The sequence below is a fragment of the Mycoplasma sp. 06067-C1-B144P-99-0482-3 genome, from assembly GCF_051053925.1.
Classification (GTDB): Bacteria; Bacillota_I; Bacilli_A; order Mycoplasmatales; family Mycoplasmataceae; genus Mycoplasma; species Mycoplasma leachii.
In genome coordinates this window covers 673,054-698,351 of record NZ_CP144017.1, presented here as the reverse complement: position 1 = coordinate 698,351, position 25,298 = coordinate 673,054, and the positions used below count along the sequence as shown (strand labels likewise).

The window sequence follows — 25,298 nt, the reverse complement described above, 5'->3', positions numbered from 1 at the left end:
TATTATAGGAGGAAACAATGGTTAAATTAAGATTAAAAAGAATCGGTAAAAAGCAAGCACCATTTTATAGAATAGTAGCAGCTGACTCACGTGTTAATCGTAATGGACAATATATTGAATTAGTTGGAACATTCAACCCATTAAAAGATGAAGTTAAAATTGATAATGAATTAACTTTAAAATGATTAAATAATGGTGCTCAACCAACTGATACAGTAAAAAGTTTGCTTTCTAAACAAGGAATTTTAAAAGCTTTACACGAATCTAAATTTTCTAAAAATACTCAAACTGAAAATAAAAAACCTGTATCTAAAAAAACTACTAAAAAAAAGTAAAGATAATTAATTAGATTAAAATAATCAATGAATGCTAATCTTATTAAAATAGGTGTTATAGTCAATACTTTTTCTATTAAAGGACAGGTTAAAGTTATTTTAAATAGTGATATTGTGATTGATGATTTAAATAAAATCAATACCTTTTTTATAAAAACTAATGATAATTTTCAAGTTTTAAGAATACAAGAAATTAATTTAAATAAAAATTATTTAATTGTTAAGTTTTTAAATTTAAATAATATTAATGATGTTATTAAATTTAAAAACAAAGAAATATATTGTTTAAAAAATCAAAATATCACTCAGCTTGTATCATTAATTAACTTTAAGTTTACTAGTTTTAAAACAAATGGAATTATTATAGATTATATGAATAATAGTTATCAACAATTAATAAAAGTTAAATCAGAAGATCTTAAAGAGTTTTGAGTTCCTTTAGTTGATGTTTTTATAAAAGAAATTGATTATGAAAATCAAATGATAATAGCAAAAAATATTGAAGGACTAAAATAACATGAAGTTTTCTATTATTACTTTATTTCCTAAAATTATTAACTCATATTTAGAAGAATCAATTATAAAAAGAGCAATTAATAAGCAAGCTATTAAAATAGAAGTTATTGACTTAAGAAACTTTTCTACACTTAGTCACAATCAAGTTGATGATTATCAATATGGTGGTGGTAGTGGAATGGTTTTAATGATTGAACCACTAATTAAAGCAATTGAATCAGTAAAAACAACAAAATCAATTGTTTTATTAACAACACCACAAGGAAAAACTTTAAATCAATCTATAGTAAAAACTTATGCTAATAATTATGAACATATTATTATTGTATGTGGTCATTATGAAGGATATGATGAAAGAGTTTTAGATTATATTGATGATGAAATATCAATTGGAGATTATGTAATAACTGGTGGAGAATTAGCCAGTTTAATTCTAGTTGATTCAATATCAAGGCTTTTACCAAATGTCATTAAACAAGAATCACATGAAAATGAAAGTTTTGAAAATAATTTATTAGATCATCCAGTTTATACTAAACCATATGAATTTAGAAATAAAAAAGTTCCAGATGTTTTATTAAGTGGTCATCATCAAAATATTAAAAAGTGAAGAGAAGAACAGCAAGTAATAAAAACACTTAAAAAAAGACCAGATTTAATTGATATAACTAAATTAAATAAACACCAATTAGAAATTTATAAAAAGATGAAAGGAGAACAATAGTATGAGTTCAAAAGCAACAAAAACTGTTAAATCAAAATTTGATATCATAAATAATCAATTACGTGATGATTTAATAGATTTTAGATCAGGAGACACTATTAGAGTTGATGTAAAAATTAAAGAAGGAGACAAATTCCGTATTCAATCTTTTGAAGGATTAGTTATTAAAACTCAAGGATCAGGAATTACTTATTCTGTAGTTGTTAGAAAAATGTCAAATGGTGTATTTGTTGAAAGAACTTTTCCTTTACACTCACCAATTATTGACTCAGTTACTTTAATTAAACGTGGTAAAGTTAGAAGATCTCGTATTTACTACATTAGAAAACTTTCTGGTAAAGCTGCTAGAATTAAAGAAATTATGCCAACAAAACAAGCTAAAGAAATCAAATAATTTAATCATCATATAAAGTATTTTTCTACTTTATTATGATGTTTTTTATTTATTGATAAGATTATATTAGAAAAAAGAAAGAAGTGATTTTATGAGTGCTGAGTTCAACTGGTTTCCAGGTCATATGAATAAGACTTTAAAAGATATTGAAGCAAGAATTGAAATAGTAGATGTCGTTGTTGAAGTTATTGATTCAAGAGCTCCTTATTCATCAAAAAATGCCACTTTTGAAAAGCTTTTAAAAGATAAACCAATAGTTTATATTTTTTCAAAAGCTGATATTGCTGATTCTAAAGTTACTCAACAATGAGTTGATTATTATATTAAAAACGAAAATTCAAAAGTGATTGTTTTATATAATAGACATACTGATATAGTTAATGAATTGATTAATGTAATTAATGAGTTAACAATTAAAAAACGTGAAAAAGACAAAGCTAAAGGAATAAAAAATACTTTAATTAATGCTTTGGTTATTGGAATTCCAAATGTTGGAAAATCTACTTTTATAAATAGAGTAATTAAAGGTAAAAATGTTAAAGTTGGTAATAAACCAGGTGTTACTAGAGGAATTCAGTTAATTCATTTAAATCCATTTATTAATTTATTAGATACACCAGGAGTTTTACCTTCAAAACTAGAATCTGAAACAGTTGCTGTAAATATTTGTGCTATTAATTCAATAAAAGATAATGTCTTTCCAAAAGAAAGAGTAGCAGCTAAATTAATGAGCTATGTTTATAACAATTATGATGATATTATTGAAAAATATTACAAAATAAATTTAAGACTACAAAAACCCATTTCAGTTATAGATTCTTATAAGATTTTTGAAACAATTGGAATTGAAAAAAAATGATATGTTACTGAAGATATTTTAGATATGGAAAGAATACTATCTTCATTTTTAAAAGATCTAGATAAAGGTAAATTAGGAAAAATTTCATTTGAAAAAGTTTTAGAAGTAGTTCCTGAAGAAATTCAAAAAGCTATTAATCCAGAAGATAACAAACAAGATAATGATATTAGTTCACTATGATAAGTAGAAAATCATTTGATGATCAAATTAAAATTGTTCATAATATTACTTATTTATCAGGAAGCGATGAAGCTGGTAGAGGTTGTTTAGCTGGTCCTTTAGTTGTTGCTAGTGTGATTTTAAAACCTGATTATTTTAACCCTTTAATAAAAGATTCAAAAAAAATAAATTCTAAAACTAGAGAAGTTTTATATGATGAAATTATAAAAAATTGTCTAGATTATCAAATTATTATAATTTCAAGTAAACAAGTTGATGAACTTAACCCCTTACAAGCTAGTTTATTAGGTTTTAAGACAACAATTAATAATTTAAAAATCACCCCAGATCTTGCTTTAATTGATGGTAATCAAAATATTGAATTAACTAATATTAAAACTTTACCAATCATTAAAGGTGATGATAAAAGTTTTTCTATTGCTTGTAGTAGTATTTTAGCAAAAGTTACTAGAGACAAAATACTAGATGAATATGATCAAATTTATCCAAATTATGATTTTAAATCTCATAAAGGTTATTGTACAAAAAAACATTTACTAGCTATACAAAAATATGGTATTTTAGATATTCATAGAAAATCTTATAAACCAATTAAAAAAATAAGCAAAGAAACTAGTTAAAAAAACTAGAATCTTTGCTTTTTTATTCAAAATTATAATCTGTTAAAATCTTTTTTCTGTTTGTCCTACGTTTCCCACTTAGTCGCGAAAACACTCAGTTTTCAGCGACTATATTTTTTTATAAAAAATATAATTTATTATGCTTTTATGCTTAAATATGATATAATAAAGACGTGAAGAAGTCAAGAAATGATGTAAAAAGACAATGAAGAACATCAATAGCAAGAGTTAAAAAAGGCGAATACTTATCAATTGGAGTGCCAAGACCAGATAACAAAGGTTTTGTATATAGATTAGGATATGGATATTTACATGAATTAAAACAATATCATGATGATCCGCTAGCAATTATCAAAGCAATTATTGCAAACTTTCCATTGTCTTGAACAAAAGAACAAGTAAGAACTAAATTAGATGAAATTTTTAAAGAGAAAAAAGAAACCAAAAAAGAAGTTTTAGAAAGGTTTAAAGGTTACGAAGTAGTTGAAAAACTATTTGATTATTTCAATATTTTTAATGATTGTTCTCCCACAAAATCGACAACATTAAAAGATGTTGTTTTACAGTTGATTTATCAAAGAATTAAAAATCCAATAAGTGTTTTTAACACTTATAAGACAGCAAAAAAAGAAAAAATAGACACTCATTCAAAAAATTCATTTTATAGATCATTAGACTATATAGCAAAAAACAAAGATGAAATTTTAAGAAATTTAAATGCAAAAATTTGTGCAAATACCAATAGAAAAATTGATGTATTATGATTTGACGCAACAACTACTTATTTTGAAACATTTTCTCGTGAAGGTTATAAAAAAACTGGTTATTCAAAAGATGGAAAATTTAAAGAAGACCAGATTGTTATAGGTATGGCAACTGATGAAAATGGAATACCGTTACACTACAAAATATTTCCAGGAAATGTTGCTGATTCAAATACTTTAATACCATTTATGCTTGAAATTGCAGATATTTATGAAGTTAACAGTGTAACTATAATTGCTGACAAAGGAATGAGTGTTAATAGAAATATTAGATTTTTAGAATCTAAGAATTGAAAATACATAATCTCATACAGAATGAAAGCTGGAAGCAAACAATTTAAAGAGTATATATTAGATGAAAAAGATTATATAAATGATGGTGGTTTGATATACAAAACTCGTGATATTGCATCTTCATACAATAAAAAAAGAATTAATGGACATTTTAGAAGACAAATAATTAGTTTTAGTCAAAAACGAGCAACTAAAGACAAAAACGATAGAGACATTTTAATTCAAAATTTCACTAAGAAAATGAATAAAGATAATCTTGTTTCTTGTGATGATTTAGCGGGATCTAAAAAATATAGATTCTTTAAACCTATAAACAAAGGTGCATTTTATGAACTTGACATAGAAAAAATACAAGAAGATCAAAAATATGATGGATACTATGTTTATGAAACAAACAGAACAGATTTATCAGTAAAAGAAGTTATTAATTTATATTCAAAACAATGACAAATTGAGTCTAATTTCAAGACATTAAAAGGTAAATTATCTCTTCGTCCAATGTATTTATCAACTTGAAACCATATTGTTGGTTACATTTGTTTATGTTTCATTTCATTAGTGTTTTTAAACTACATCATCTACATTCTAAATTCAAAATTAGGACTGACTGGAAAAAGCAAAATCACTGAGCATAAAGTGATTAATGTTATCAAAGAAGTTAAAGAAATTGAAGTATTTGTAAATAAACAAAAAATCGAAACTATACAAGTGTATAATGATGAGTTACAAGAAAGTTGGCAAACTTATCAAATATTATTAGAGCTTTTAACAAAAGAAAAAGTCACTTAGACATTACATTATAAAAAACATAACTTATGAGATCAAAAATTTACATAAGTATGTTTTTTTGTTTTATGCTTAAACTGGGAAACGTAGGAAAAAAACTAGAATCTTTGCTTTTTTATTAAAAATTATAATCTGTTAAAATCTTTTTTCTGTTTGTTGTTTTCGTGGGTTATTATACAAAATGGTACTATAAGTTATAATTATATTATCAAAGAAATTAGAGAATAATAGATCTATTCTAACAAGCCTAATTTATCTTTGAGTTCATGGGAAAACCTTGAACAATCACTTTTAACCCTCAATACGATTCCTGAGATCTCGTCAACTAACTCACTAGGTAATCCATTGGGGTATTTTTTTATGTATAAGAGTGTTTTGTCTAATCCACTATGAATTCTTCTTGTTTGGTTTATCATTGTTAGTATTTTTAAATCTTCTTTTCTACTTTCATCTAATTGTTTTCTTCTAACAAAATCAACTTCAACTCAATCAGTTGAACCAATTTCTAATGGCTTTGCAATATAGCGTTTAGTATCTGTTCTAAAGTAAAGTTGTTCATCTGAACCAATTACAAGTTGAATATTTTCTTTTTTATAAAATCTAAAACGTTTACCAAATTCATCGTATGGAGCATAAATTTTAGTTTTATACTCTGCTACACCATTTGCAAATTTTCTAGGTATAGGTAGGTCAAAGAATTTTTCAACTTCATTTTCACCTAGTTGTCTAAATGCATTATCTCTTTTTCTTTTTTTACATTTACTATTAACAAAATCTATTAATTTGTGTTTTATTTGATTTGCTTGTTCAATTGTTTTTATATCATTTTGTTTAAAGAAGAAAGGTGCATTTTTTTGGACTGTATCTCACATTCTTTCAACATGTGGTTTGCATTAGCATTAGATGAAGAAATCACCTCTATACCCCTATTTTCAAGCTCTAAACGCGTTCTAGCGTTATTTCTTTCATCTTTTTTAAAATTAGCTCTATTATCAGTAATAATTCTTTGAGGATAGCCATAAGTTCTAAATATTGTTTCAAAAATTTTTTGATAAGAATTTAAAGATTCTTCGTATTCTTCAAAACACATATCAAGTATTTGATTAGTTCCAACATCAACAGCCATAACACATGTTGCTATTGTGTTATTTTGAAAATAATAATGAGTACATCCATCTACTTCTATTACCTGTCCAAATTTATAATTGTTTGCTACTGCTAGTCTGTGTTTTTCTACGTTTTTAGGCACATAAAAAACTAGCTCATTGCTATACCTAATTAATTTTCCTTCTTCTTGTTGTCTTCTTATTTTTTTAACTTCTTTTTTGGTTTTACGTTTGCAATAAGGGCTTGCATAACCTTGTTGTATTAGTCTCCTATTTAAAGTTGAATAAGAAATTTTATTTTTAGTGTTAGTTGACATAAGAGTGCTGTGATAGTTTTCTAAAGTTAAATAAGAACAACTAGCATTATTTACATCTCCACCAGTTATTTTTACTTGTTCTTGGTATTTTTCACCTAAATTATGTATTATCTCATCACTATATTTTTGAGCATTTTTATTATTAGTGTTTTTATGTGAAAGAATTAGCTCTGCTTCCTTGTTCTTTCATTTAATATATTCACTTTTATATTTTTTTACAGTAGAAAGTGATTTTTGAAACTGTATAGCGATTGATAACAACTTTCTGTTAGGCTCTTTTTCAAAAGTATCTATTATAAGTTTTTTTTTCATTAAACTTTTTATTTTCTTGGATAACAAACATTAGACCTCCTGTTCAATTATAAGACCACAGATCTGTGGTCTTATAATTGGTCTGGTACCATTTTGTTTAATAATCCAACTAAAATCTTTTTTCTGTTTGTTGTTTTATCATTAAAATACTCATAATAGCTTAGCTGTAAAAATGAACCTTGGATATTAATAAGATTATTAAATCCTATTTTTTCTAACATTTTTATAGATTTATAACTACTTCTACCAGTTCTACAATGAATATAAACTGGTCTATATTTTGGTATTTCATTATATGAAGAAAGAAAACATGATTTAAAAACCCTAGGAAGAATAAATAAAACAAGATGAATTCATACTGTATTAGATAAGACTCTTAACAGCATTAAAAAACACCCGAGTGGATTGCCCAGTGAAGTAGTCGACGAACTATCAGGACTTGTCTCAGGTGTTAAGAATGAATGTTATCGCATATCATTCGAACTCAAAGAAAAATTAGGCTTATTGGATTAGTTTAATTTTCTAATTTCCTTTGATAAGATTATTATAACTTAAAAATTTAAAGGTTTATTTGTTTAAAAACCCACGGTCATGCAAAATTTTTGTTGCACCTTGCCCTTGGTGTATTCTTTTCAATTCTTTAAATTTGGGTTTGTTTCCTTCTGAAATCTTAGAATCTTTATCAAATTGAGAGTGAACTGTAACTTTATCAACGTTTCAGCCAGATAAATTTTGATTAAAACTTTTTGTACCATAAAACATTGAATCCATATTAAAAACATTATTTGTTTTTCAGCCACTAATATCTTGGTTAAATTTTTTTGCTTCATAAAATGTTTCATTCATAAATTTTATGTTTGAAGTATCTCATTTGTCTAAGTTCTTAATTGTTTCTTGTGTATTGTTTCTAAACGCGCCTTCTAAAGAGGTTATAAACGGTGGCAGGTTTTCTGGAACTTCCTTTGTTTGTTCATTAAAATTTAAAATATCTGTGCTGCTTCTACTTTTACTTCAACCAATTTCTTTTACAACTTCTTTTTTTTCGCCTTCATAAACAGTATTATGACGATCTTTATAAAAATAAACAATTACTGGATTTTTACTATTTCCTTTTGTTGAAACACTTACTTTCTTGTAACCACTATTATCATTTTCTTCAACATTAAAAGAAACATTGTTTAATGTTAATGTGAATTTAGGATTTTGTTTTTTAATCAAATCTAAATACTCTTGGAAGTTTTGAGGTAGTTTGGCAAGCTCGCCATCTCCTGTTCCACTTCCATCTATTGAAATAAATTTATTTGTTATCAGCTTATCTAGATCATATTGTTTGCTATTTTCTTGTTTCTCAGACTCAGATTGTGTTGACGGATTATCTTTTGGTGAAGTTTTGTCTTGATTCGATTTAGAATTTTGATCATTATTATTAGGTTTACTATTTTGGTTTTTGTCTTTGCTTTTATCAAATTTATTATTTTGGTCTTTATTCTTATCAGATTTAAGATCTTTATCTTTATCTTTTTTATTCTTACTCATTTCAGTGTTTGCACAACTAACAACAGTTGCAGCAACCCCTGATAATAATATTAAAGAGCTAAATGATATTAATAACTTTTTCATATTATTCACCTTATTATATATTCTATTAAAAATATTATAATTTATTAATCCTTTATGTTGGATTATTAATCTTTTATTTTTACAAAAATTATTTTATTTAATTGTGTGTATTTTGCTTTTAATTTGTTTTAATATGTAATTCATCTAATTGTTTTTGATCTACAAGATCTGGTGCATTACTCATAGGATCAATTCCAGATGAGTTTTTAGGAAATGCTATTACATCTCTAATTGATTGAGCATTAGTTAAAATCATAGCAATTCTATCTAATCCTCATGCTATACCAGAATGATATGGTGCTCCATATTTGTAAGCATTCATAAATCAACCAAAATTAGTTTCAACTCTTTCTTTTGTTAGTTCAATTGCATCAAACATTCTTTGTTGAATTTTAGGATCAGTAATTCTTTGACTACCCCCACCAATTTCAAATCCATTCATAACTAGATCATAAGCATAAGCAATAGCATCTTTTTTATTTATATCAAAAGTATCTAAACTTTCTGGTTTTGTCATTGTAAATGGATGGTGAGCTGCTAAATATCTTTGTTCTTTTTCACTATATTCAAATAATGGGAAATCAACTACTCATAATAACTTAAATTCATTAGGATAGGCTAAATTAAACATTTTACTAATTAAACTTTAATAGAATCCATTAATTGAGAAATTTTTTCATATTTACCAAAATTAATTAGTATAGTTGCTTTTGATTTGATATTAAATCTTTTAATTAATTGTTCTTTTTCTTGATCTGATAATTGACTTGCTAAACTACCAGTTCAATTTGAGTTTTCAAATTTAATAAATCCTAATGATTGATATTGGAATTGTTTTGCTTGTTCTATTAAAACTTCTAATTGTTTTTTTGTTAATAATTCATCAATTGCAACTACCAATCAAAGTTAATATACTAATATCATTTACATTACTAATATCTGAAATTAAATCAAGATTATAAAAATGAAAAATTATTTTTTAAACTAAAAACTATTTGAACTTAAACTTAATAACAATATAAAAACTTTAGTTAAATTAGTATTTTTATATAAATAAGTTTGTTTTATTCCTAATGAAAAATCAAAACTAGATCTACTAATTACATAACTTAATATAAAACCAATAATTAGAAATAAGCATAAACTAGTTGATTTTAAAAATAAGTTGATTTTTGATTAGACTATTTATTTAAAATTTTATTTTTTTATTAAAAATATTAAAAAGATTTATAAAAATAAGTTACTTTTAATTTTTTTTATCTAATACAATAATGAGAAAACAAAAGGAGAAAGCATATGAATTTAGTAAACATTATTGGACAATTAGAAGGAGATGCAACTGTTGCTTATACTTCAAAAGATGGAGAAAAAAAGCTTTATAAGTTTGTTGTTAAAGTACCAAAACCATATAAAACAAAAGAAGTAGACTCACTTGATTATATTAATATTAAAGCTTGATCAAATGCTGTTGATGATGAGTTTTTATTACACGATCAAGCTGTTGTTGGAATCGAAGGAAGAATTCAGTCTTTCACTTCAAATAATGATTTAACAAATATCAGAAATGAAATTTTTGCAAATAGAATTTTATATTTAAACTAAAAATAAGTATTAAATTTTTTTATTGTTATTTATCTTAAATTTTTTAGATATTTTATGTTTGCAAAATTAAACTAGTTTATTAGTTATTTAATTAAAATATAATTCCTAATAAAAAATGTTTTAATTAAATAATACTAGAGACTATAACTTGGTCTCTTTTTCTTTTTAAATAGCTAAATGTTATAATTAATAGTGATTTTAATGTAAGGAGAATAAGAATGAAAGTCAAAAATAATTTCGATCATTTTTATAAACCAATGACTGATGAAGAGTTAAAAGAAGATAGAAAATCTTTTAACCGTGGTAGAAAAAGTTTTATTAATGTTATTTGAAAGCACATGAAAATTAATAAAAAATGAGCTATAGGTTTATTAGTTACTGCTATTTTATCTGCTTTTTTTGCTGCTTTTAATCCTTTATTAATGCAACAATTACAGTTTTCTGTTGAATTTGAAAAAACTAAAAAAGTTTTTGATAATTTTTGAGGGTTTAATTGAAAAATAATTTTATCTATTTGAATTATTATTTTAGTTATTACTGCAATTTTGACTTACATTGCTAACTTATTTGGAAATGAACTAGGTAGAAAAATTGAAATTAGTTTAAGAAATGAATTAACTAAAAAATTAATTACAACAGATATTGAATATTATTCAAATAAAAAAACAGGTGAAATTTTAACTAAAGTAGTTTCTGATACTCAAATTATTGGTATGCAAGCTTCTGTTATACCAAATATTATTTTTATTGCTTTTTTTACAATGATATTTACTTTAATTACTTTATTTATTACAACTAGTTTATATATTGGTTTATTTTTTATTGCACTATTTTTAATGTTTGGTATTTTATTTGGTTTAGCTTTTTTACCTATGAGAAAATTGGTGTTTAATCTTAGAAAAATTATTACTGATATTAATGGCGATGTTACTGATAGAATTAATACAATTAAATTAATTAAAGCTAATGGTACTGAAGAATATGAAAAGAAAAGATTTGTAGATATTCATGAAATTTATTATAAAAAATATAAACAAATTAGTTATTTTCAATCTGTAATGATAAGTATCTTATTTTTTGCTATTAATACAGTACAAATTTTAATGACAATAATTGCTTTATGATTATATAAAAATGATATTGATACTTTAAAAGCTATTTTAGGTCCGATGTTAATATGTGCTGGAATGTTAATTGGTCCTGTTATGCAATTACTAAGAGCTGTTGTAGGAATGGTTCAAGCAAGTACTTCAGCACAAAGAATTGATGAAATTACAGCTGCAAAACAACTTATTAATAATCATGCATTAGATAAAAAAGGAATTAGAATTCATAAAATTGAGGGAAATGTAATATTTAAAAATGTTACTTTTGCTTATTCAGACAAACCAGATAATGTTATTTTGCCTAATTTTAATTTAGTTTTAGAACAAGGTAAAAGTTATGCTTTTGTTGGTCAAACTGGAGTAGGAAAATCAACTATTTCAAAACTATTATTAAGATTTTATGATCCAAGCTCAGGTGAAGTTTTAATTAATAATAATATTAATCTTAAAGATGTGTTTTTACCAAGTTATTTAAATCATATTGGATATGTTGAACAAGATCCATCAGTTTTATTAGGAACAGTTTTAGATAATTTAAGATATGTAAAACCTAGTGCAACAGATGAAGAGATTATTCTAGCATGTAAAAAAGCTGAATTACACGATTTAGTTATGACTTGACCAGATCAATATAATACAATTTTAGGAGAACGTGGATTTATTTTATCTGGAGGTCAAAAACAAAGACTAGTTATTGCTAGAATGTTTTTAAAAGATCCACAAATATTAATATTAGATGAAGCAACAAGTGCATTAGATAATGTTGTTGAAAAAGAGATTCAATCTAAATTAGAAGAATTAATGAAAAATAGAACAAGCATTACAATTGCTCATAGACTTTCAACAATAAGAAATGTTGATCAAATTATTGTTTTAGCTCCTAAAAAAGGAATTATTCAAATTGGTACTTTTAAAGAACTAGTAAAAAAACCTGGTGAATTTAAAGATCTATATGAAGCCGGTTTTTCTAAATATGATGTCTAATTAAGGAGGTGTTTATAATGTCAAAAGTAAAAAAAGTTTATACAAAAATCAAAAAAAAGTGAAGTTTTGATAATACAGGCAAATTTACTTTAAAAAAATTTGGTCTTTTTATTAGAATGAATATTGAAATAGCTAAAAAAAATCCTTTGCTTTTTTTTGGTGTTGTATTTTTTACATCATTAGATGCAATATTTGCAGCAATGCTTCCTTTATTTTCATCAAAAGTAATCACTACTTTAGTTCAAAATAATAAACAATGGTTATTTAATTGAATGGAATTAGATTCAACTGGTTGGTTATATGTTATTGCTATTAATTTGGCAATAATTATAATTTGTGAATATTTTACTAATTTCACAATAGCTTTGTATTCAGCTCAAATTGAAGTAATGCAAAGACTTAAAATTTTAAAAGCATTAACAGATCAGGATGTAGATTTTTATTTTGATCATGTTTCTGGAAACATTTTAACAAGATTAGTTGGAGATACTCAATTTCTAGCTTTAGGAGTTCAGCAATTTTTAACTAATTTAATTTATGCTTTCTCTGGATCAATAACGGCTATTACAATTATGTATACTCAAAATTTATATATGATAGCAACTTTATCTTTAGTATATTTATTAATAGCTAATTTATTTTGTGTAGGCTTTTTTATTGATATGAGAAGAAAATTAATATTAGCATTTGATATTAAAAGAGAAACTGATGCTGATATGACAGATAGAATTAATAATATTTCACTTATTAAAGCAAGTGGAACTGAAGAATTTGAAATTAAAAGATTAGAAGAAAAAAATAAAGATTATGAAAATGGATTAACAAAATTTACTCACTCCTCAGCTTTGTTAAATACTTCTTTAACTTTTGTTATTCAATTATTAATTCCAATTATTTTTATAATTATTGCAGTTCAATATTTAAGTAATAATCAGTCAAGTAATAGTTTAGGTGCTGATATTGCTTTAATTTTTCCTTTATTATCAACTTTAATTGGTGGAATTGCTATTTTATTACCAAGTTTAAGATCAGCAACTGCTGCTTCTAATGCTGCTAATAGAATTAGTGAATTAACAGATCCAAAGCCAATGGTTCATTCTAATTTAAAAGGTTATAAAATTGATAAAATTGATAAAATTGTTCTTGATAACATTAGTTTTTCATATCCAAAAAAACCTGAAAGAATAGTTATTCCACCAACTAAATTAATTTTTGAAAAAGGAAAAAGCTATGCTTTTGTTGGCCAAACTGGTAGTGGTAAAACTACTATAGCAAAACTTTTATTAAGATTTTATGTTCCAACTGATGGAAAAATTTTAATTAATGGTGAATATAATTTAAACAGAATTAATTTACCGGCTTATTTAAATCATATTGGATATGTTGAACAAGAACCACAAATTTTATATGGTACTTTTTTAGATAATATTAAATATTCTAAATTTGATGCAACAGATGAAGAAGTGATTCAAGCTTGTAAAAAGGCTGAACTTCATGATTTTATTATGTCTTTACCAGATCAATATCACACTGTTTTAGGGCAAAGAGGATTTATTTTATCTGGAGGTCAAAAACAAAGATTAGTTATTGCTAGAGTCTTTTTAAAAGATCCTGATGTAGTAATTTTAGATGAAGCAACAAGTGCATTAGATAATGTTGTTGAAAAAGAAATTCAAGATAAATTAGAAGAATTAATTAAAGGTAGAATGTGTATTACTATAGCTCATAGGTTAACAACTATTAAAAATGTTGATGAAATTTATGTTTTAGGACCTAATGGTGTGGGAATTGTTCAAATGGGAACTTTTGATCAATTAAAAAAACAACCTGGTCATTTTAGAAACTTATATGAAGCAGGGTTGATGGAATAAGATTTATTAGTCTTATTTAAATATAAAGTAGGTGTTATTATGCCAGAACAAGAAACTATATTTTGAGTTTATTTTCATGATATAGTTAAAAAAATAAAAACAGATAAATTTAAAAAATTAGATCTTTTATTAAGAAAAAAAATCAATGAAATTTTTGAAGTAACTCATTATGGATTATTTCAATATCAAATTTTAAAAGATAAGTCATTAACAAATATAGATGATTCATCTGTTAGTGAAATTTCAAACTATATTACAAATAACTATTCAAGATTTTTCGAATATTTAAATTATAATAATTCAAAAACTTCAATGTATAGTTCAAAATTAAGTAAAATAGAAATTGATGAAATTTCTTTTATTATAGAAAATATAGCATTAAAATATATAGCAGACAACTTATTATTAATTAATAATAATAACTATAATAATGATTTTTTAAATTTATTATTAATTGAATTATCAAAAATGTATCGTTTTGATACTAACTTTTTAGCAAGAAATAATGATAAGATAGTTTATCACTCTTTAGTTTATCCTTTATTTTTAACTATGTTAATTATTGATATAACTAATGAAAATCAAATCTTTAATAATATTAAAAAAATCTATACTAAACAAAATATTTTAAATGCATTAAAGGTCGGAAGACCTTTATCTTCTAATGAATATAATTACTTTAAATCTCATATCGATATTTTAGAATATGATGAAGAATGAAATACTTTTTTATTGAATTTTAAAAATGAAAATTGAGTTTTGCATTCTATTGAAAAAAAATATAAATTAATCTTTCAATTAGCAAAATACACTGCTTTATTTTTAAAAGATAGAATTAAATCAGTATGAGCATTAAGTGATGGTGAAGAAATTTTTGATAGTTTTTATAACTATATAATATTATTTTTAACTAATAAGCCAACTGGTCAAACTTCTACTATTTATCTGACAGCAAAACCTGATTTTATAAATAAAAATTATGATGAAGATGATAAATTTTTATTACCATTTTTAATTAAAGACTATAATCCTATACAAATTGGACACCATATTAGTTCATTAAAAGATTATTCTAAATTTGTATGTGATAAAGATCGAATTATTGATTTTTTAGATGCTGTTTCATTATCTACAAATTACATTAGTTTAATTGATATTTTAAAAGTTGATAGCAATTATTTAGCTGACTTTTTAATACAAAGAAAAAAATTAGCTTTAGTAGATACTTTGTTTTTATATAAATTAGATGATCATAATATGTATAAAAAACAATATAATTCAATTAGTTTAGAAGATATTCAAATTAATCAAAATGTTTTAAAAGAAATTATTAAAAAAGATTTTAGATTAGAATTTTTAAAAACTAACAATCAATTAGCAAATATGTTAAAAACTATTTCTTTAATTTTGAGTTTAGTACCTTCAATTGCTAAAAGATTTAACTATTCATGAGAATTGATTTTAAAATATTTCATTATTACTTTTGGACCATATAAAAGAAAAAAAGCTTTATATGATAAAAAAACTATTAATGAAGTATCTTATAAAATATCTAAACTTTTATCAAATTTTAAACATGTAAAAAACAAAGAAGATTATAGTCAAACACTATTAATCATTTATAAATTAGAAAATTTTAAAAATTAATTTATATTATTTATTTTCATATATAAATATGATAAATTTATATATGATTATTATTGCCCATGTAGCTCAGTAGGATAGAGCACGCGCCTTCTAAGCGTGAGGTCGGAAGTTCGAGCCTTCTCGTGGGCACCACTTAGAATCATTAAAATCGTGCTTAGCACGATTTTTTGTTTTAGAAAAAAATATTATGGCAAATTATTATGATCAAATATTAAAAAAAATTAAACAACTAGTTGAAAAAAATAATCTAACTAAAGCTTTAGATATTATTAATCAAGAATTAGAGATTAGCTATATTCCTAGTGATTTTGAAAAATCTCTTTATAAAATAAAAAAAGAAATTAAAGAAAAACAATATAGTCAATTAAATAAAACATACAGTATTTTAGAAATTAAAACTTTATTAAATTCAAAAAATAATTTAGATCAAATTATTGGGATTAAAAATTTAATAAATATTAATATTAGACTAGTTCTTGATGAAATAAAGAAATATTTAATTAATATAAATAATGCTTATGAAAATAAATCATTATTATTAATTAGTTTATCTGATCAACAAATAGATCAAGATTTTGAAGTGTTTAAAGATAAAAAAACTAGTTTTTTAATTAATCCAAAATCACTAAATATAAAAGAAATTTATAATATTTACTATCAAATTGAAAGCCAAATTTTAGAAGTTATTGATCAAAAGGATATTTTTTTAATTCAAACTTGTAAACAAGTGCTTTTTTCATACTTTTTATACATTTTTCCTTATGTTGAGTTATTAAAAACAAATGATGTTATTGTAGCAATAATTTATTTATCTTTTCAATTTAATAATTTGAAATTTGATATTAAAAAATTAAATAAAAACATAGAATTTAATCAAGTAAATGTAGATAAAATAATTATTGATATTAAAAAAAGTGGTGTTTTTAATTATGAAAGTTAATTTTGATTCTAAAAATTATAAATATTTTAGAGATTATAATTTTTTTATGGTTAAGTTTTTTAATATTACTTGTTCTTTATGTGATAATTATGAAATTAGTTTTGTAATAAATTCATCACCAACTCCAATTGGAACAATATTAAAAAAAGAAAATAAAAAATTAAGTGAAAAAGAAGTTGAACAATTAGTTAAGCAACAAATTGATATTTGAGAGAATTTAGAAAAAGACAACTTTAAAAACAACATTCCTACTTTTTTGTGTGATGAATGTTGAAACACTTTAACTAATCAAAGCAATTAAAGAGAAATTTTTAAAAGATAATTTAATAATAATAAAATATTATAAGTAATAAATGTAAAGTAGGTGCTATATGAAATTTGTTGATTATGCTGATTTAATTATTAAGGCTGGAAAAGGAGGAGATGGAGCAGTTAGTTTTTTACATGCTTTATTTGTTCCTAATGGTGGTCCTAATGGTGGTGATGGTGGTGATGGTGGGTCTGTTTATTTTCAAGGAGATGAAGGTAAACATTCACTATTAGATCTAAAATTACAAAAAAAATATAGTGCTCAAGATGGTTTTAAAGGTGATATTAAAAATATGCATGGTGCTAAAGGTGAAGATAAAATCATTAAAGTACCTGTAGGAACTATTTTATATGATAAAAAAACTAATAACATATTAGCTGATATCAATGAAAATAATAAATTAGTTTTAATTGCTAAAGGTGGAAAGGGTGGAAAAGGAAATGCAAGATTTGCAAATTCAAGAAATAAAGCCCCAACTATTTTTGAAGCAGGTGAATTAGGTCAAGAATTTGAAATTAGAGCTGAATTAAAAGTTTTAGCAGATGTTGGATTTGTTGGTTTACCAAATGCTGGAAAATCAACTTTATTAAGAGCAATTTCAAACTCTAAACCTGTAGTTGCAGATTATCCATTTACTACTATTACTCCACAACTTGGGGTTGCTAGAACTAAAAACAATGATACTTTTATAGTAGCTGATTTACCCGGATTAATTCAAGGAGCTAGTTTAGGAAAAGGTTTGGGTCATCAGTTCTTAAAACATATTGAAAGATGTTTAGTGATTTGTCATATTATAGATGCTTCTGGAAATTTTGGTTCAGAAGATATTATTAAGAATTATGAATTAATTAGAAATGAACTAAAAGCTTATAATTTAAATTTAGAAAAAAGAGCTGAAATTATTGTTTTAAATAAAATGGATTTAGATGAAGCTCAATTAAATTTACTAGATGAAAAAATAATAAATTATTTTAAAAATAAAAAAGTCATACAAATTTCAGGTTTAAAAAAAGAAAATATAGATCAATTATTATTTATGATTTATGAAGAATTAAAAGTTGCAAAAAAACAACCTTTATGAGAATTAGATAAAAATAATAATCAAGATGAAATGGTAATTTATAAATTTGAAGAGCAAAAAGAAGATATTCAAGCTTATAACAAAGGTAATAATCGTTGAGAAATTGCTGGAGAAACTATTTTTAAAATTTATCAAAAATTTCCAATATGAACAGAAGATAACTTATTAATGTTTAATGAAAAACTAAAAGAAACTGGTGTTTATGAAACATTAGTTAAAAAAGGCATTAAAAAAGGTGATTTTGTAAAAGTTTTTGATTATGAATTGGAGTGAACAGACTAATATGCAAACTAATTTAAAACAATATTTAGATTATTTAGTTGAATTTATTCAACAAACTGTAAAAAAAGCTAAATGCAATGGTGTTGTTGTTGGAATTAGTGGAGGAATCGATTCAGCAGTTGTTGCAAATTTAGCAAAACGTGCTTTTCCAGATAATTATTTAACTGTGTGAATGCCAATTTATTCTTCACAACTAGATTATGATTGTGCTAATGAACTTATTAAAACTAATCATTTAAAAAATATTGAAGTTAACTTAGAAACTAGTTTTGATGCACTTAAAAATAGTTTTTCTAATTTAGATGAAAAACCAAGTTTATTAGCTATTTCAAACGCTAAAGCTAGGTTGAGAATGACAACTTTATATACAATAGCTCAAACTAAAAAGTATTTAGTTTTAGGAACTGATAATTTAGATGAATGACATATAGGTTATTTTACTAAGTATGGTGATGGCGGAGTTGATGTTGTTCCTATTATTCACTTATTAAAATCTGAAGTTAAAAAAGCTGCTAAAATTTTAAATGTTCCTGAATTAATAATTAATAGAAAACCAACAGCAGGGTTGTGAGAAGGACAAACTGATGAAGGTGAAATTGGATTTAGTTATGATTTAATTGACAGCTATTTATTAAAACAAAACAATGATCCTAAATTAAAAAAGCGTATTGATTATTTACATAAAATTAGTAAACATAAAAGATCATTAGCTATAAAACCAAAAAAAATTCAAAGATAAAAGAAAGGGTAAAATAAATGTTTTGACAATTAAGTAAGTATTATTTTAAACCAATTGAAGTGTTTGGAATTGCTATACCTTTTCGAATTTTTATTTTGGTCTTTGCTATTATTGCTATATTGTCATTATTAATTTTTATTTTGACTTATTTTATTCAAAAAAAGAAAAACATCAATCAAACAAAACAACAAGATATTCAAGAAATTATAGATCAAGAAATTAATTTAATTATTAAAAAAGAAAAAGAAAAGCAACAAAATTAAACAATTTAGGTGAAGTAATGAGTAAAAAAATAGCTCTATTTGGTGGTAGTTTTGATCCAATTCATACTGATCATGTTAATATTATAAGAACTTGCTATGAAAAATTAAATTTTGATGAAGTCTGGTTAATCCCAACTTATTTAAATCCTTTTAAAAATAAACAAAATAGTAGTGTAAAAGATCGTTTAAATATGTTAGATATTATTAAAAATAAATTTGATTATGTAAAAATTTATAATTATGAAATTAAGAATCAAAAATCCACTTCAACATATCAAACAGTTAAACATATTTTAAAAACCAATAAGAATGACTCTTTTTCTTTTATTATGGGTTCAGATCAATTAGATCGTTTTGAAGAGTGAAATAATTTTAATGAACTAATTCAAATAATTGATTTTAAAATTTTTAAAAGAAATGAAAATTATAACAAAACAATTTTAAATAAGTACCATTTAGAATTATTTGAATTTGAAAATAATCATTTAAGTTCTACAGATATAAGAAATTTAAAACATTTAGACAAACAAATTAAAGATATTAATGATTATGTTAATTATAATTTAATGTATTTATATGAACGTATGGAAACAAAGATGGATCTTGAACGTTATAATCATTGTTTAAATGTTGGAAAAATGGCTTATGAATTAGCAATTAAATGAAATGTAGATCCTAAAAAAGCTTTAATTGCTGGAACACTTCATGATATTACAAAAAGATGATCAAAAGAAAAAGCTTTAAGTTATTTAAAAACTTATTTACCACAATTAATTAATGAACCTTATCCAGTTTGACATTCATATACAGCTTATTTACATTTATTATATGATTGACTAATTGATGATCAAGAAATTTTAAGTGCTGTTTTTAATCACACTGTTGGTAGTGAGAAAATGACTAAATTAGATATTATAGTTTTTTGTGCAGATAAAATTAGTATTGAAAGAAATTATGAAAATATTGAACAATTAAGAGAACTATGTTTTACAGATTTAATGACAGGATTTAAAGTTTTATTAAAAAATCAATATGATTTAGCTATAAAAAAACATGGTAAAGAAAATATTGGTTCTATGTTAATAAAAACAGTTGAACATTTTTTAAAAGATAAAAAATAATATGAAATTAATAATTAGTGCAATGTATGAAGAACTAGAATATAGTCTTAAAAAAACTGGTGCAAAATTAATTATTGATAATGATATTTTAAAATTGTATCAATATCAAGATATATTGTTATGCATAAGTGGAATTGGGTTAGTAAATGCCAGTTGTAGTTTAAGTTATTTATTAAATAATTATCAAATTGATCAAATTTTAAATATAGGAACTTGTGGTAGTTTAAATAAAAACTTTAAGCAAAATGACATTATACTAGTTAATAAGGCTTATTATTTTAGTGTTGATGTAACTGGATTTAATTATTCATATGGTCAAATTCCAAAACTACCTAAATATTTTTTAGCAACTAAATTAAAGTTATCTTTAGATTACAAAACAGCAAATATTGCTTCTGGAGATGTTTTTATTAATAAACAAGAACATTTAAAACAATTTATTAATAAGCTAAATCAAAAAATAGATTTAGTTGATATGGAAGCTTGCAGTTTATTTCATATAGCTTTTTTATATAAAAAACCAATTAGTAGTGTTAAAGTTGTTAGTGATATAATGTTTTTAAATGATTCTAATATGATACAATTTGATAAATTTATAAATCAAGCTTCTATAACAATTTTTGAAATTTTAAATGATTTGTATTTTAAATTTAAATAAATAAGATAATTTGGTGAGAAAATGAGAATAGCTATTTTTGGAACAACAGGAGCAGGTAAAACAACTTTATTAGAAAATCTTAAAAAACTTTTAGATAAAAAATATGTTTTTGTTGATGAAACTAGTTTAGATTGCCCTTATTTTAATAAGGCTTATGATGATAGTAATTCTGATGTACAAGATTATAATTATAAACTAGATTTATGAATGCTAACTGATCGAATGAAAACATTTATTAAATATAAAAATCATCAAAATGTAATTTATGATAGAAGTATATTAGATTCAATGGTTTTTAGTCAAACTGATCATATATATAATCGTTTAGATGATAGAGATTATAATGTTTTTAAAGATTATTTTTTAACTTGTATTTTGCCAAATATATTTGATTGCCAAACTAATAATAAAATTTTTGATATTGTAATATATTTAAAAGTTGATCCATATAAAGCTATTAAAAGAATTAATAAAAGATCAAGAGATATTGAATTAGATACAAATGATTTATTTTGATTAAATTTAACAAAAGTTTATGAATTTTGATATGACATTTATAAAGAAGTAATTCCATTTTGAGTAATTGATGCTAATGTTGATGAGCCAAATTATATTGCTAATATGATTGCTAATAAAATTAAAGAAATTGATAATAAGATAGATTAAAATAAAATAAAAAACTTTTTTAGTTTATTTTAGTACATCTTTTTTTAGTCTTTGTTTGTTTTATAGTTTTAATAATCTATTTAATAGATATTTTAAAATAGAAAGTATTTTTTTATTTTTTAATTAAAAAATAAGTAATTTTTAAAAATCAAAAAAATTAATTGGTATAAGTTAAATGTAAAATATTAACTTATTTAAAAATTAAGGAAAGGATATAAAAAAGTTTTTAACAATATTAAGTTTTATAACAATATTAAGCTCTTGTTTTGCTGTTGTTTCTTGTAAAGTATCAAATACTAATCAAAAGATTAATAATAAAAAAGAAGATGATAATAACAAGAAAAAAATAGAAAAAACAGAAGATAATTCAACTAATAAAAATAAATTAGATAAACAAAAAGAGTTTTTAAACAATTGAAATAAAGTATTTATAGATAGTCCAACTGGCTATGATATTGCTTTAAGATTAACTAAAGAACAAAAAGCAAAAATAGAAAAAATAGATTCTGCTACTAATGATTTTAAAAAGCAAGTTGTTAATTTAATAGAAAATAAAGATGATGAAAAAATAAAAGATTTTTCTAAAAATCTAGTCTTTGAAAACTTAACTATTAATTCTAATGAAATTAGTACTAAAACAATAGAGTATAGACAAAAGATTCAAAAAATGTTAGATGAATTTGATTTTGAATCTATTAAAAAAGAAATAACTCTTAATTTTAGTAATGGTTTAAAGATTAATGAAAAGTCAACTGAAGAAAATAGGAGAAAGACACTAGATACTTTTTTATCTGAAGTAAAACAAAACAATAAGGAAAAAATTTTTCAGTTCTTTAGGAATTTTAAGTACTTCATTTGCTAGTGTTTCTTGTAAAAAACCTAATAATATTAGCATAAAATTTAAAGACAAAAATATAGAAAAAGATCTTAATAATAAACTATAAAAAAGTAATAATAAAAATAAAGATGTAGAAACAATAAATTCAAATGATACTTCGAGTTTAACTGATATTAATAGACATAAAAATGAAAATACTAATGCTGATTTAAAAAAAACAATTTAATAAATTTCTAGAAGTATTTTTATTAATTAAAAATAATGAAATCATATTTATAAAAAAGGAATGAAAAAATGAAAAAATTATTAACAATACTAAGTTCTATTGCGTTTATAAGTTTTTCTACTGTTGTTGTTTCTTGTAAAAAAACTACAATAAATCAAATTTCTGATAATAACAATTCATCTACAAATAAACAAGATAAAAATAAACAGGATCATTCCAATAATGAAAAAATGGGTGAAAATACAAAAAATGATTCAGATAAAATGAATACAGAAAAAACTTTAGATAATGATAGAATGAATAACCAATCTGATCAACCCAGAGAAGAAAGTACACCTAGAAATAATGACTCAAAAGAAAACGTTAGATGAAGAGAGATAAAAAAAAGAATTTTAGAATCTCTTAATAGTAATAATTTAGATAATCTTAAGATACTATCAAATAGTTTAATTCAAGAAAAAGAAGAAACTTTAATATTAAATAATATTAATAAGAAAACTCTTGAATATAAAACTAAGCTTACTAAATTTTCTAGTGAATTAAAGTTTGATGAAATAAAAAAAGAGTTAATTAGTAGTCTAGAAGAAAGTATTAAAAAAAATAACAATAACAAACATCAACACGAATTATTATTACATCAATTCAAAGATAGACGACTTGAAAAACAACATATTGGCGAAATTACAAAATTAATTATTGATATTTATAGATCTAATCTTTCAAATAAACTTTATAAAGAACTAGATGAAAAAATACAAAAAGAAAATAGAGAATTTGAAGAAATATTTAAAAGAAAAAGTGAAAATGAAATTAAAAATAAATTATTTGACTTAGTTGATCAAATTACAAAACTTGAAGAAGAATTAAAAAACATATCTATTTAACTCCTAAATATATAGGAGCTTTTTTTGTAAATTTAGTAAGTAAAAAATTCACTAATTTATAATTTTATATAAATACTAATTTTAGAAAGGATATATATGAAACAAAAAGTTATAGTTGGATTATCTGGTGGAGTAGATTCTTCAGTTGCTTGTTATTTATTATTACAACAAGGTTATGAAGTTGAAGGATTATTTATGAGAAACTGAGATTCTGCAACTAATAATGATATTTTAGGTAATAGAAATATTAATGATGATATATGTCCTCAAGAACAAGATTATTTAGATGCAAAAGCAGTTGCTGATAAGTTAAATATTAAATTATATAGAGTTGATTTTATTAAAGAATATTGAGATTATGTTTTTTCATATTTTATAGAAGAGTATAAAAAAGCAAGAACACCAAATCCAGATATTTTATGTAATAAATATATTAAATTTGATAAGTTTTTAAATTATGCAATTAATCAATTAAATGCTGATTATATTGCTATGGGTCATTATGCAAAAGTTGAATTTAATAAAACTAATAATCAATATGAATTAATTAAAGCAAGTGACACTAATAAAGATCAAACTTATTTTTTAAGTCAATTAAATCAAAAGCAATTAAGTAAGACTTTATTTCCTTTAGCAAATCTAACAAAAGAACAAGTTAGAAAAATAGCTTTAAAACAAAACTTAATTACAGCTAATAAAAAAGATTCAACTGGAATTTGTTTTATTGGTGAACGTAGTTTTACTAATTTTTTACAAAATTATATTCCAAATCAAACTGGAGATATTGTTGATATTAAAACTAATAAAGTTTTAGGACAACACATTGGAGTAATGTATTATACAATTGGTCAAAGAAAAGGCATTAATCTTTCTGGAATGAGTGAACCTTATTATGTAGCTGATAAAGATGTTAAAAAAAACATTTTATATGTATGTAGTACAAGTGATCAAAGTTATTTACATTCAACTAGTTGTTTAGTAAATGATATTAATTGAATTTTAGATATTTCTAAGTATGTTGATGATATTAATCAGTTTGAATGTCAAGCTAAATTTAGATATCGTCAAATAGATAATAAAGTAGTAGTTAAAAAAATAGATGATAATAATTATCAAGTAATTTTTAAAAAACCTTTAAAAGCAATTACAATAGGTCAACAAGCTGTATTTTATTTAAATGATATTTGTCTAGGTGGAGCTGTTATTGATAAAGTAATTAAATAAAAATACTTTATAATTATATTGTTATAGAA

The 25,298-nt window shown here is 23.1% G+C and carries 26 protein-coding genes, 1 tRNA gene and 2 pseudogenes; 24 read left to right on the top strand and 5 right to left on the bottom strand.

Annotated features, from left to right (window positions below; genetic code table 4):
• Positions 1–17 precede the first annotated feature (17 nt).
• The 7 genes from rpsP to V2P32_RS03040 all read left to right on the top strand — a co-directional run bounded on the left by rpsP (position 18) and on the right by V2P32_RS03040 (position 5,475).
• On the top strand, positions 18–335 hold the full coding sequence (gene rpsP, locus V2P32_RS03070; RefSeq protein WP_434343265.1) for a 30S ribosomal protein S16: 318 nt from the start codon (positions 18–20) through the stop codon (positions 333–335).
• Between the two features lie 27 nt (positions 336–362).
• Positions 363–851 carry a ribosome maturation factor RimM gene (locus tag V2P32_RS03065; RefSeq protein ID WP_434343264.1) on the top strand — a complete coding sequence of 163 codons (489 nt, stop codon included), beginning with the start codon at positions 363–365 and terminating at the stop codon, positions 849–851.
• A gap of 1 nt (position 852) precedes the next feature.
• Positions 853–1,575, top strand: a complete 723-nt coding sequence (gene trmD / locus V2P32_RS03060) for a tRNA (guanosine(37)-N1)-methyltransferase TrmD (protein ID WP_434343263.1) — start codon at positions 853–855, stop codon at positions 1,573–1,575.
• Between the two features lies 1 nt (position 1,576).
• Positions 1,577–1,969: a 50S ribosomal protein L19 gene (gene rplS / locus V2P32_RS03055; protein WP_011387413.1), complete on the top strand. Its 393-nt coding sequence runs from the start codon at positions 1,577–1,579 to the stop codon at positions 1,967–1,969.
• A 91-nt stretch (positions 1,970–2,060) separates the two neighbouring features.
• Complete coding sequence (ylqF, locus tag V2P32_RS03050; protein ID WP_434343262.1) at positions 2,061–3,011, top strand: ribosome biogenesis GTPase YlqF; 951 nt, start codon at positions 2,061–2,063, stop codon at positions 3,009–3,011.
• Entirely contained in the window at positions 3,005–3,628 is a 624-nt protein-coding gene (locus V2P32_RS03045) for a ribonuclease HII (RefSeq protein WP_434343261.1), read from the top strand. Before ylqF ends, V2P32_RS03045 begins: the two co-directional genes overlap by 7 nt.
• Positions 3,629–3,801: 173 nt before the next feature.
• Positions 3,802–5,475, top strand: a complete 1,674-nt coding sequence (locus tag V2P32_RS03040; RefSeq protein ID WP_434343260.1) for an IS1634-like element IS1634 family transposase — start codon at positions 3,802–3,804, stop codon at positions 5,473–5,475.
• Positions 5,476–5,705: 230 nt separating this feature from the next.
• Here V2P32_RS03040 and V2P32_RS03035 read toward each other — a convergent pair whose 3' ends face one another.
• From V2P32_RS03035 to V2P32_RS03015, 5 genes and pseudogenes are all read right to left on the bottom strand, one after another.
• Positions 5,706–6,344, bottom strand: a complete 639-nt coding sequence (locus V2P32_RS03035) for a hypothetical protein (RefSeq protein WP_434343259.1) — start codon at positions 6,342–6,344, stop codon at positions 5,706–5,708.
• Complete coding sequence (locus V2P32_RS03030; protein WP_434343258.1) at positions 6,290–7,207, bottom strand: hypothetical protein; 918 nt, start codon at positions 7,205–7,207, stop codon at positions 6,290–6,292. Before V2P32_RS03030 ends, V2P32_RS03035 begins: the two co-directional genes overlap by 55 nt.
• 71 nt (positions 7,208–7,278) lie before the next feature.
• The gene (locus V2P32_RS03025; RefSeq protein WP_434343257.1) at positions 7,279–7,593 is read right to left on the bottom strand and encodes a rhodanese-like domain-containing protein; all 315 of its coding nucleotides are present in this window, start codon (positions 7,591–7,593) and stop codon (positions 7,279–7,281) included.
• Positions 7,594–7,774: 181 nt separating this feature from the next.
• Positions 7,775–8,827: a BspA family leucine-rich repeat surface protein gene (locus V2P32_RS03020; RefSeq protein ID WP_434343256.1), complete on the bottom strand. Its 1,053-nt coding sequence runs from the start codon at positions 8,825–8,827 to the stop codon at positions 7,775–7,777.
• A 118-nt stretch (positions 8,828–8,945) separates the two neighbouring features.
• Positions 8,946–9,721: pseudogene (locus tag V2P32_RS03015) on the bottom strand (amino acid--tRNA ligase-related protein); the annotation flags it as partial.
• Between the two features lie 402 nt (positions 9,722–10,123).
• Here V2P32_RS03015 and V2P32_RS03010 point away from each other — a divergent pair.
• From V2P32_RS03010 to mnmA, 17 genes and pseudogenes are all read left to right on the top strand, one after another.
• Positions 10,124–10,429: a single-stranded DNA-binding protein gene (locus V2P32_RS03010; RefSeq protein WP_434343255.1), complete on the top strand. Its 306-nt coding sequence runs from the start codon at positions 10,124–10,126 to the stop codon at positions 10,427–10,429.
• A 218-nt stretch (positions 10,430–10,647) separates the two neighbouring features.
• Positions 10,648–12,519, top strand: coding sequence for an ABC transporter ATP-binding protein (locus V2P32_RS03005; RefSeq protein WP_434343254.1), 1,872 nt, complete (start codon positions 10,648–10,650; stop codon positions 12,517–12,519).
• Positions 12,520–12,536: 17 nt separating this feature from the next.
• Positions 12,537–14,390 carry an ABC transporter ATP-binding protein gene (locus V2P32_RS03000; protein ID WP_013447839.1) on the top strand — a complete coding sequence of 618 codons (1,854 nt, stop codon included), beginning with the start codon at positions 12,537–12,539 and terminating at the stop codon, positions 14,388–14,390.
• Positions 14,391–14,429: 39 nt separating this feature from the next.
• Positions 14,430–16,037 (top strand): hypothetical protein, encoded by a 1,608-nt coding sequence (locus V2P32_RS02995; protein ID WP_434343253.1) that lies wholly within the window; start codon positions 14,430–14,432, stop codon positions 16,035–16,037.
• A 55-nt stretch (positions 16,038–16,092) separates the two neighbouring features.
• Positions 16,093–16,169 (top strand) — tRNA-Arg (locus tag V2P32_RS02990).
• 55 nt (positions 16,170–16,224) lie between these two features.
• A complete protein-coding gene (locus V2P32_RS02985; RefSeq protein WP_434343252.1) occupies positions 16,225–16,977 on the top strand; it encodes a DUF3196 family protein in 753 nt (250 codons plus the stop codon).
• Positions 16,967–17,278, top strand: coding sequence for a hypothetical protein (locus V2P32_RS02980; RefSeq protein ID WP_434343251.1), 312 nt, complete (start codon positions 16,967–16,969; stop codon positions 17,276–17,278). The genes V2P32_RS02985 and V2P32_RS02980 overlap by 11 nt, the downstream gene beginning before the upstream one ends.
• A gap of 70 nt (positions 17,279–17,348) precedes the next feature.
• The gene (gene obgE / locus V2P32_RS02975; RefSeq protein WP_434343250.1) at positions 17,349–18,650 is read left to right on the top strand and encodes a GTPase ObgE; all 1,302 of its coding nucleotides are present in this window, start codon (positions 17,349–17,351) and stop codon (positions 18,648–18,650) included.
• 1 nt (position 18,651) lies between these two features.
• Positions 18,652–19,389 (top strand): NAD(+) synthase, encoded by a 738-nt coding sequence (gene nadE, locus V2P32_RS02970; RefSeq protein ID WP_434343992.1) that lies wholly within the window; start codon positions 18,652–18,654, stop codon positions 19,387–19,389.
• A gap of 17 nt (positions 19,390–19,406) precedes the next feature.
• The gene (locus V2P32_RS02965) at positions 19,407–19,652 is read left to right on the top strand and encodes a TIGR04561 family membrane protein (RefSeq protein WP_434343249.1); all 246 of its coding nucleotides are present in this window, start codon (positions 19,407–19,409) and stop codon (positions 19,650–19,652) included.
• 17 nt (positions 19,653–19,669) lie between these two features.
• Positions 19,670–20,773 (top strand): nicotinate-nucleotide adenylyltransferase, encoded by a 1,104-nt coding sequence (locus tag V2P32_RS02960; protein WP_434343248.1) that lies wholly within the window; start codon positions 19,670–19,672, stop codon positions 20,771–20,773.
• Between the two features lies 1 nt (position 20,774).
• On the top strand, positions 20,775–21,431 hold the full coding sequence (mtnN, locus tag V2P32_RS02955; RefSeq protein WP_434343247.1) for a 5'-methylthioadenosine/S-adenosylhomocysteine nucleosidase: 657 nt from the start codon (positions 20,775–20,777) through the stop codon (positions 21,429–21,431).
• Positions 21,432–21,452: 21 nt separating this feature from the next.
• Entirely contained in the window at positions 21,453–22,097 is a 645-nt protein-coding gene (locus V2P32_RS02950; RefSeq protein WP_434343246.1) for a deoxynucleoside kinase, read from the top strand.
• Between the two features lie 214 nt (positions 22,098–22,311).
• A pseudogene (locus tag V2P32_RS02945) lies at positions 22,312–22,563 on the top strand (MAG6090-like repeat-containing lipoprotein); the annotation flags it as partial.
• A gap of 201 nt (positions 22,564–22,764) precedes the next feature.
• Entirely contained in the window at positions 22,765–22,959 is a 195-nt protein-coding gene (locus V2P32_RS02940) for a hypothetical protein (RefSeq protein ID WP_434343245.1), read from the top strand.
• A gap of 270 nt (positions 22,960–23,229) precedes the next feature.
• Entirely contained in the window at positions 23,230–24,045 is an 816-nt protein-coding gene (locus V2P32_RS02935; protein ID WP_434343244.1) for a hypothetical protein, read from the top strand.
• A gap of 96 nt (positions 24,046–24,141) precedes the next feature.
• A complete protein-coding gene (gene mnmA, locus V2P32_RS02930) occupies positions 24,142–25,269 on the top strand; it encodes a tRNA 2-thiouridine(34) synthase MnmA (protein WP_434343243.1) in 1,128 nt (375 codons plus the stop codon).
• Positions 25,270–25,298: the final 29 nt, after the last annotated feature.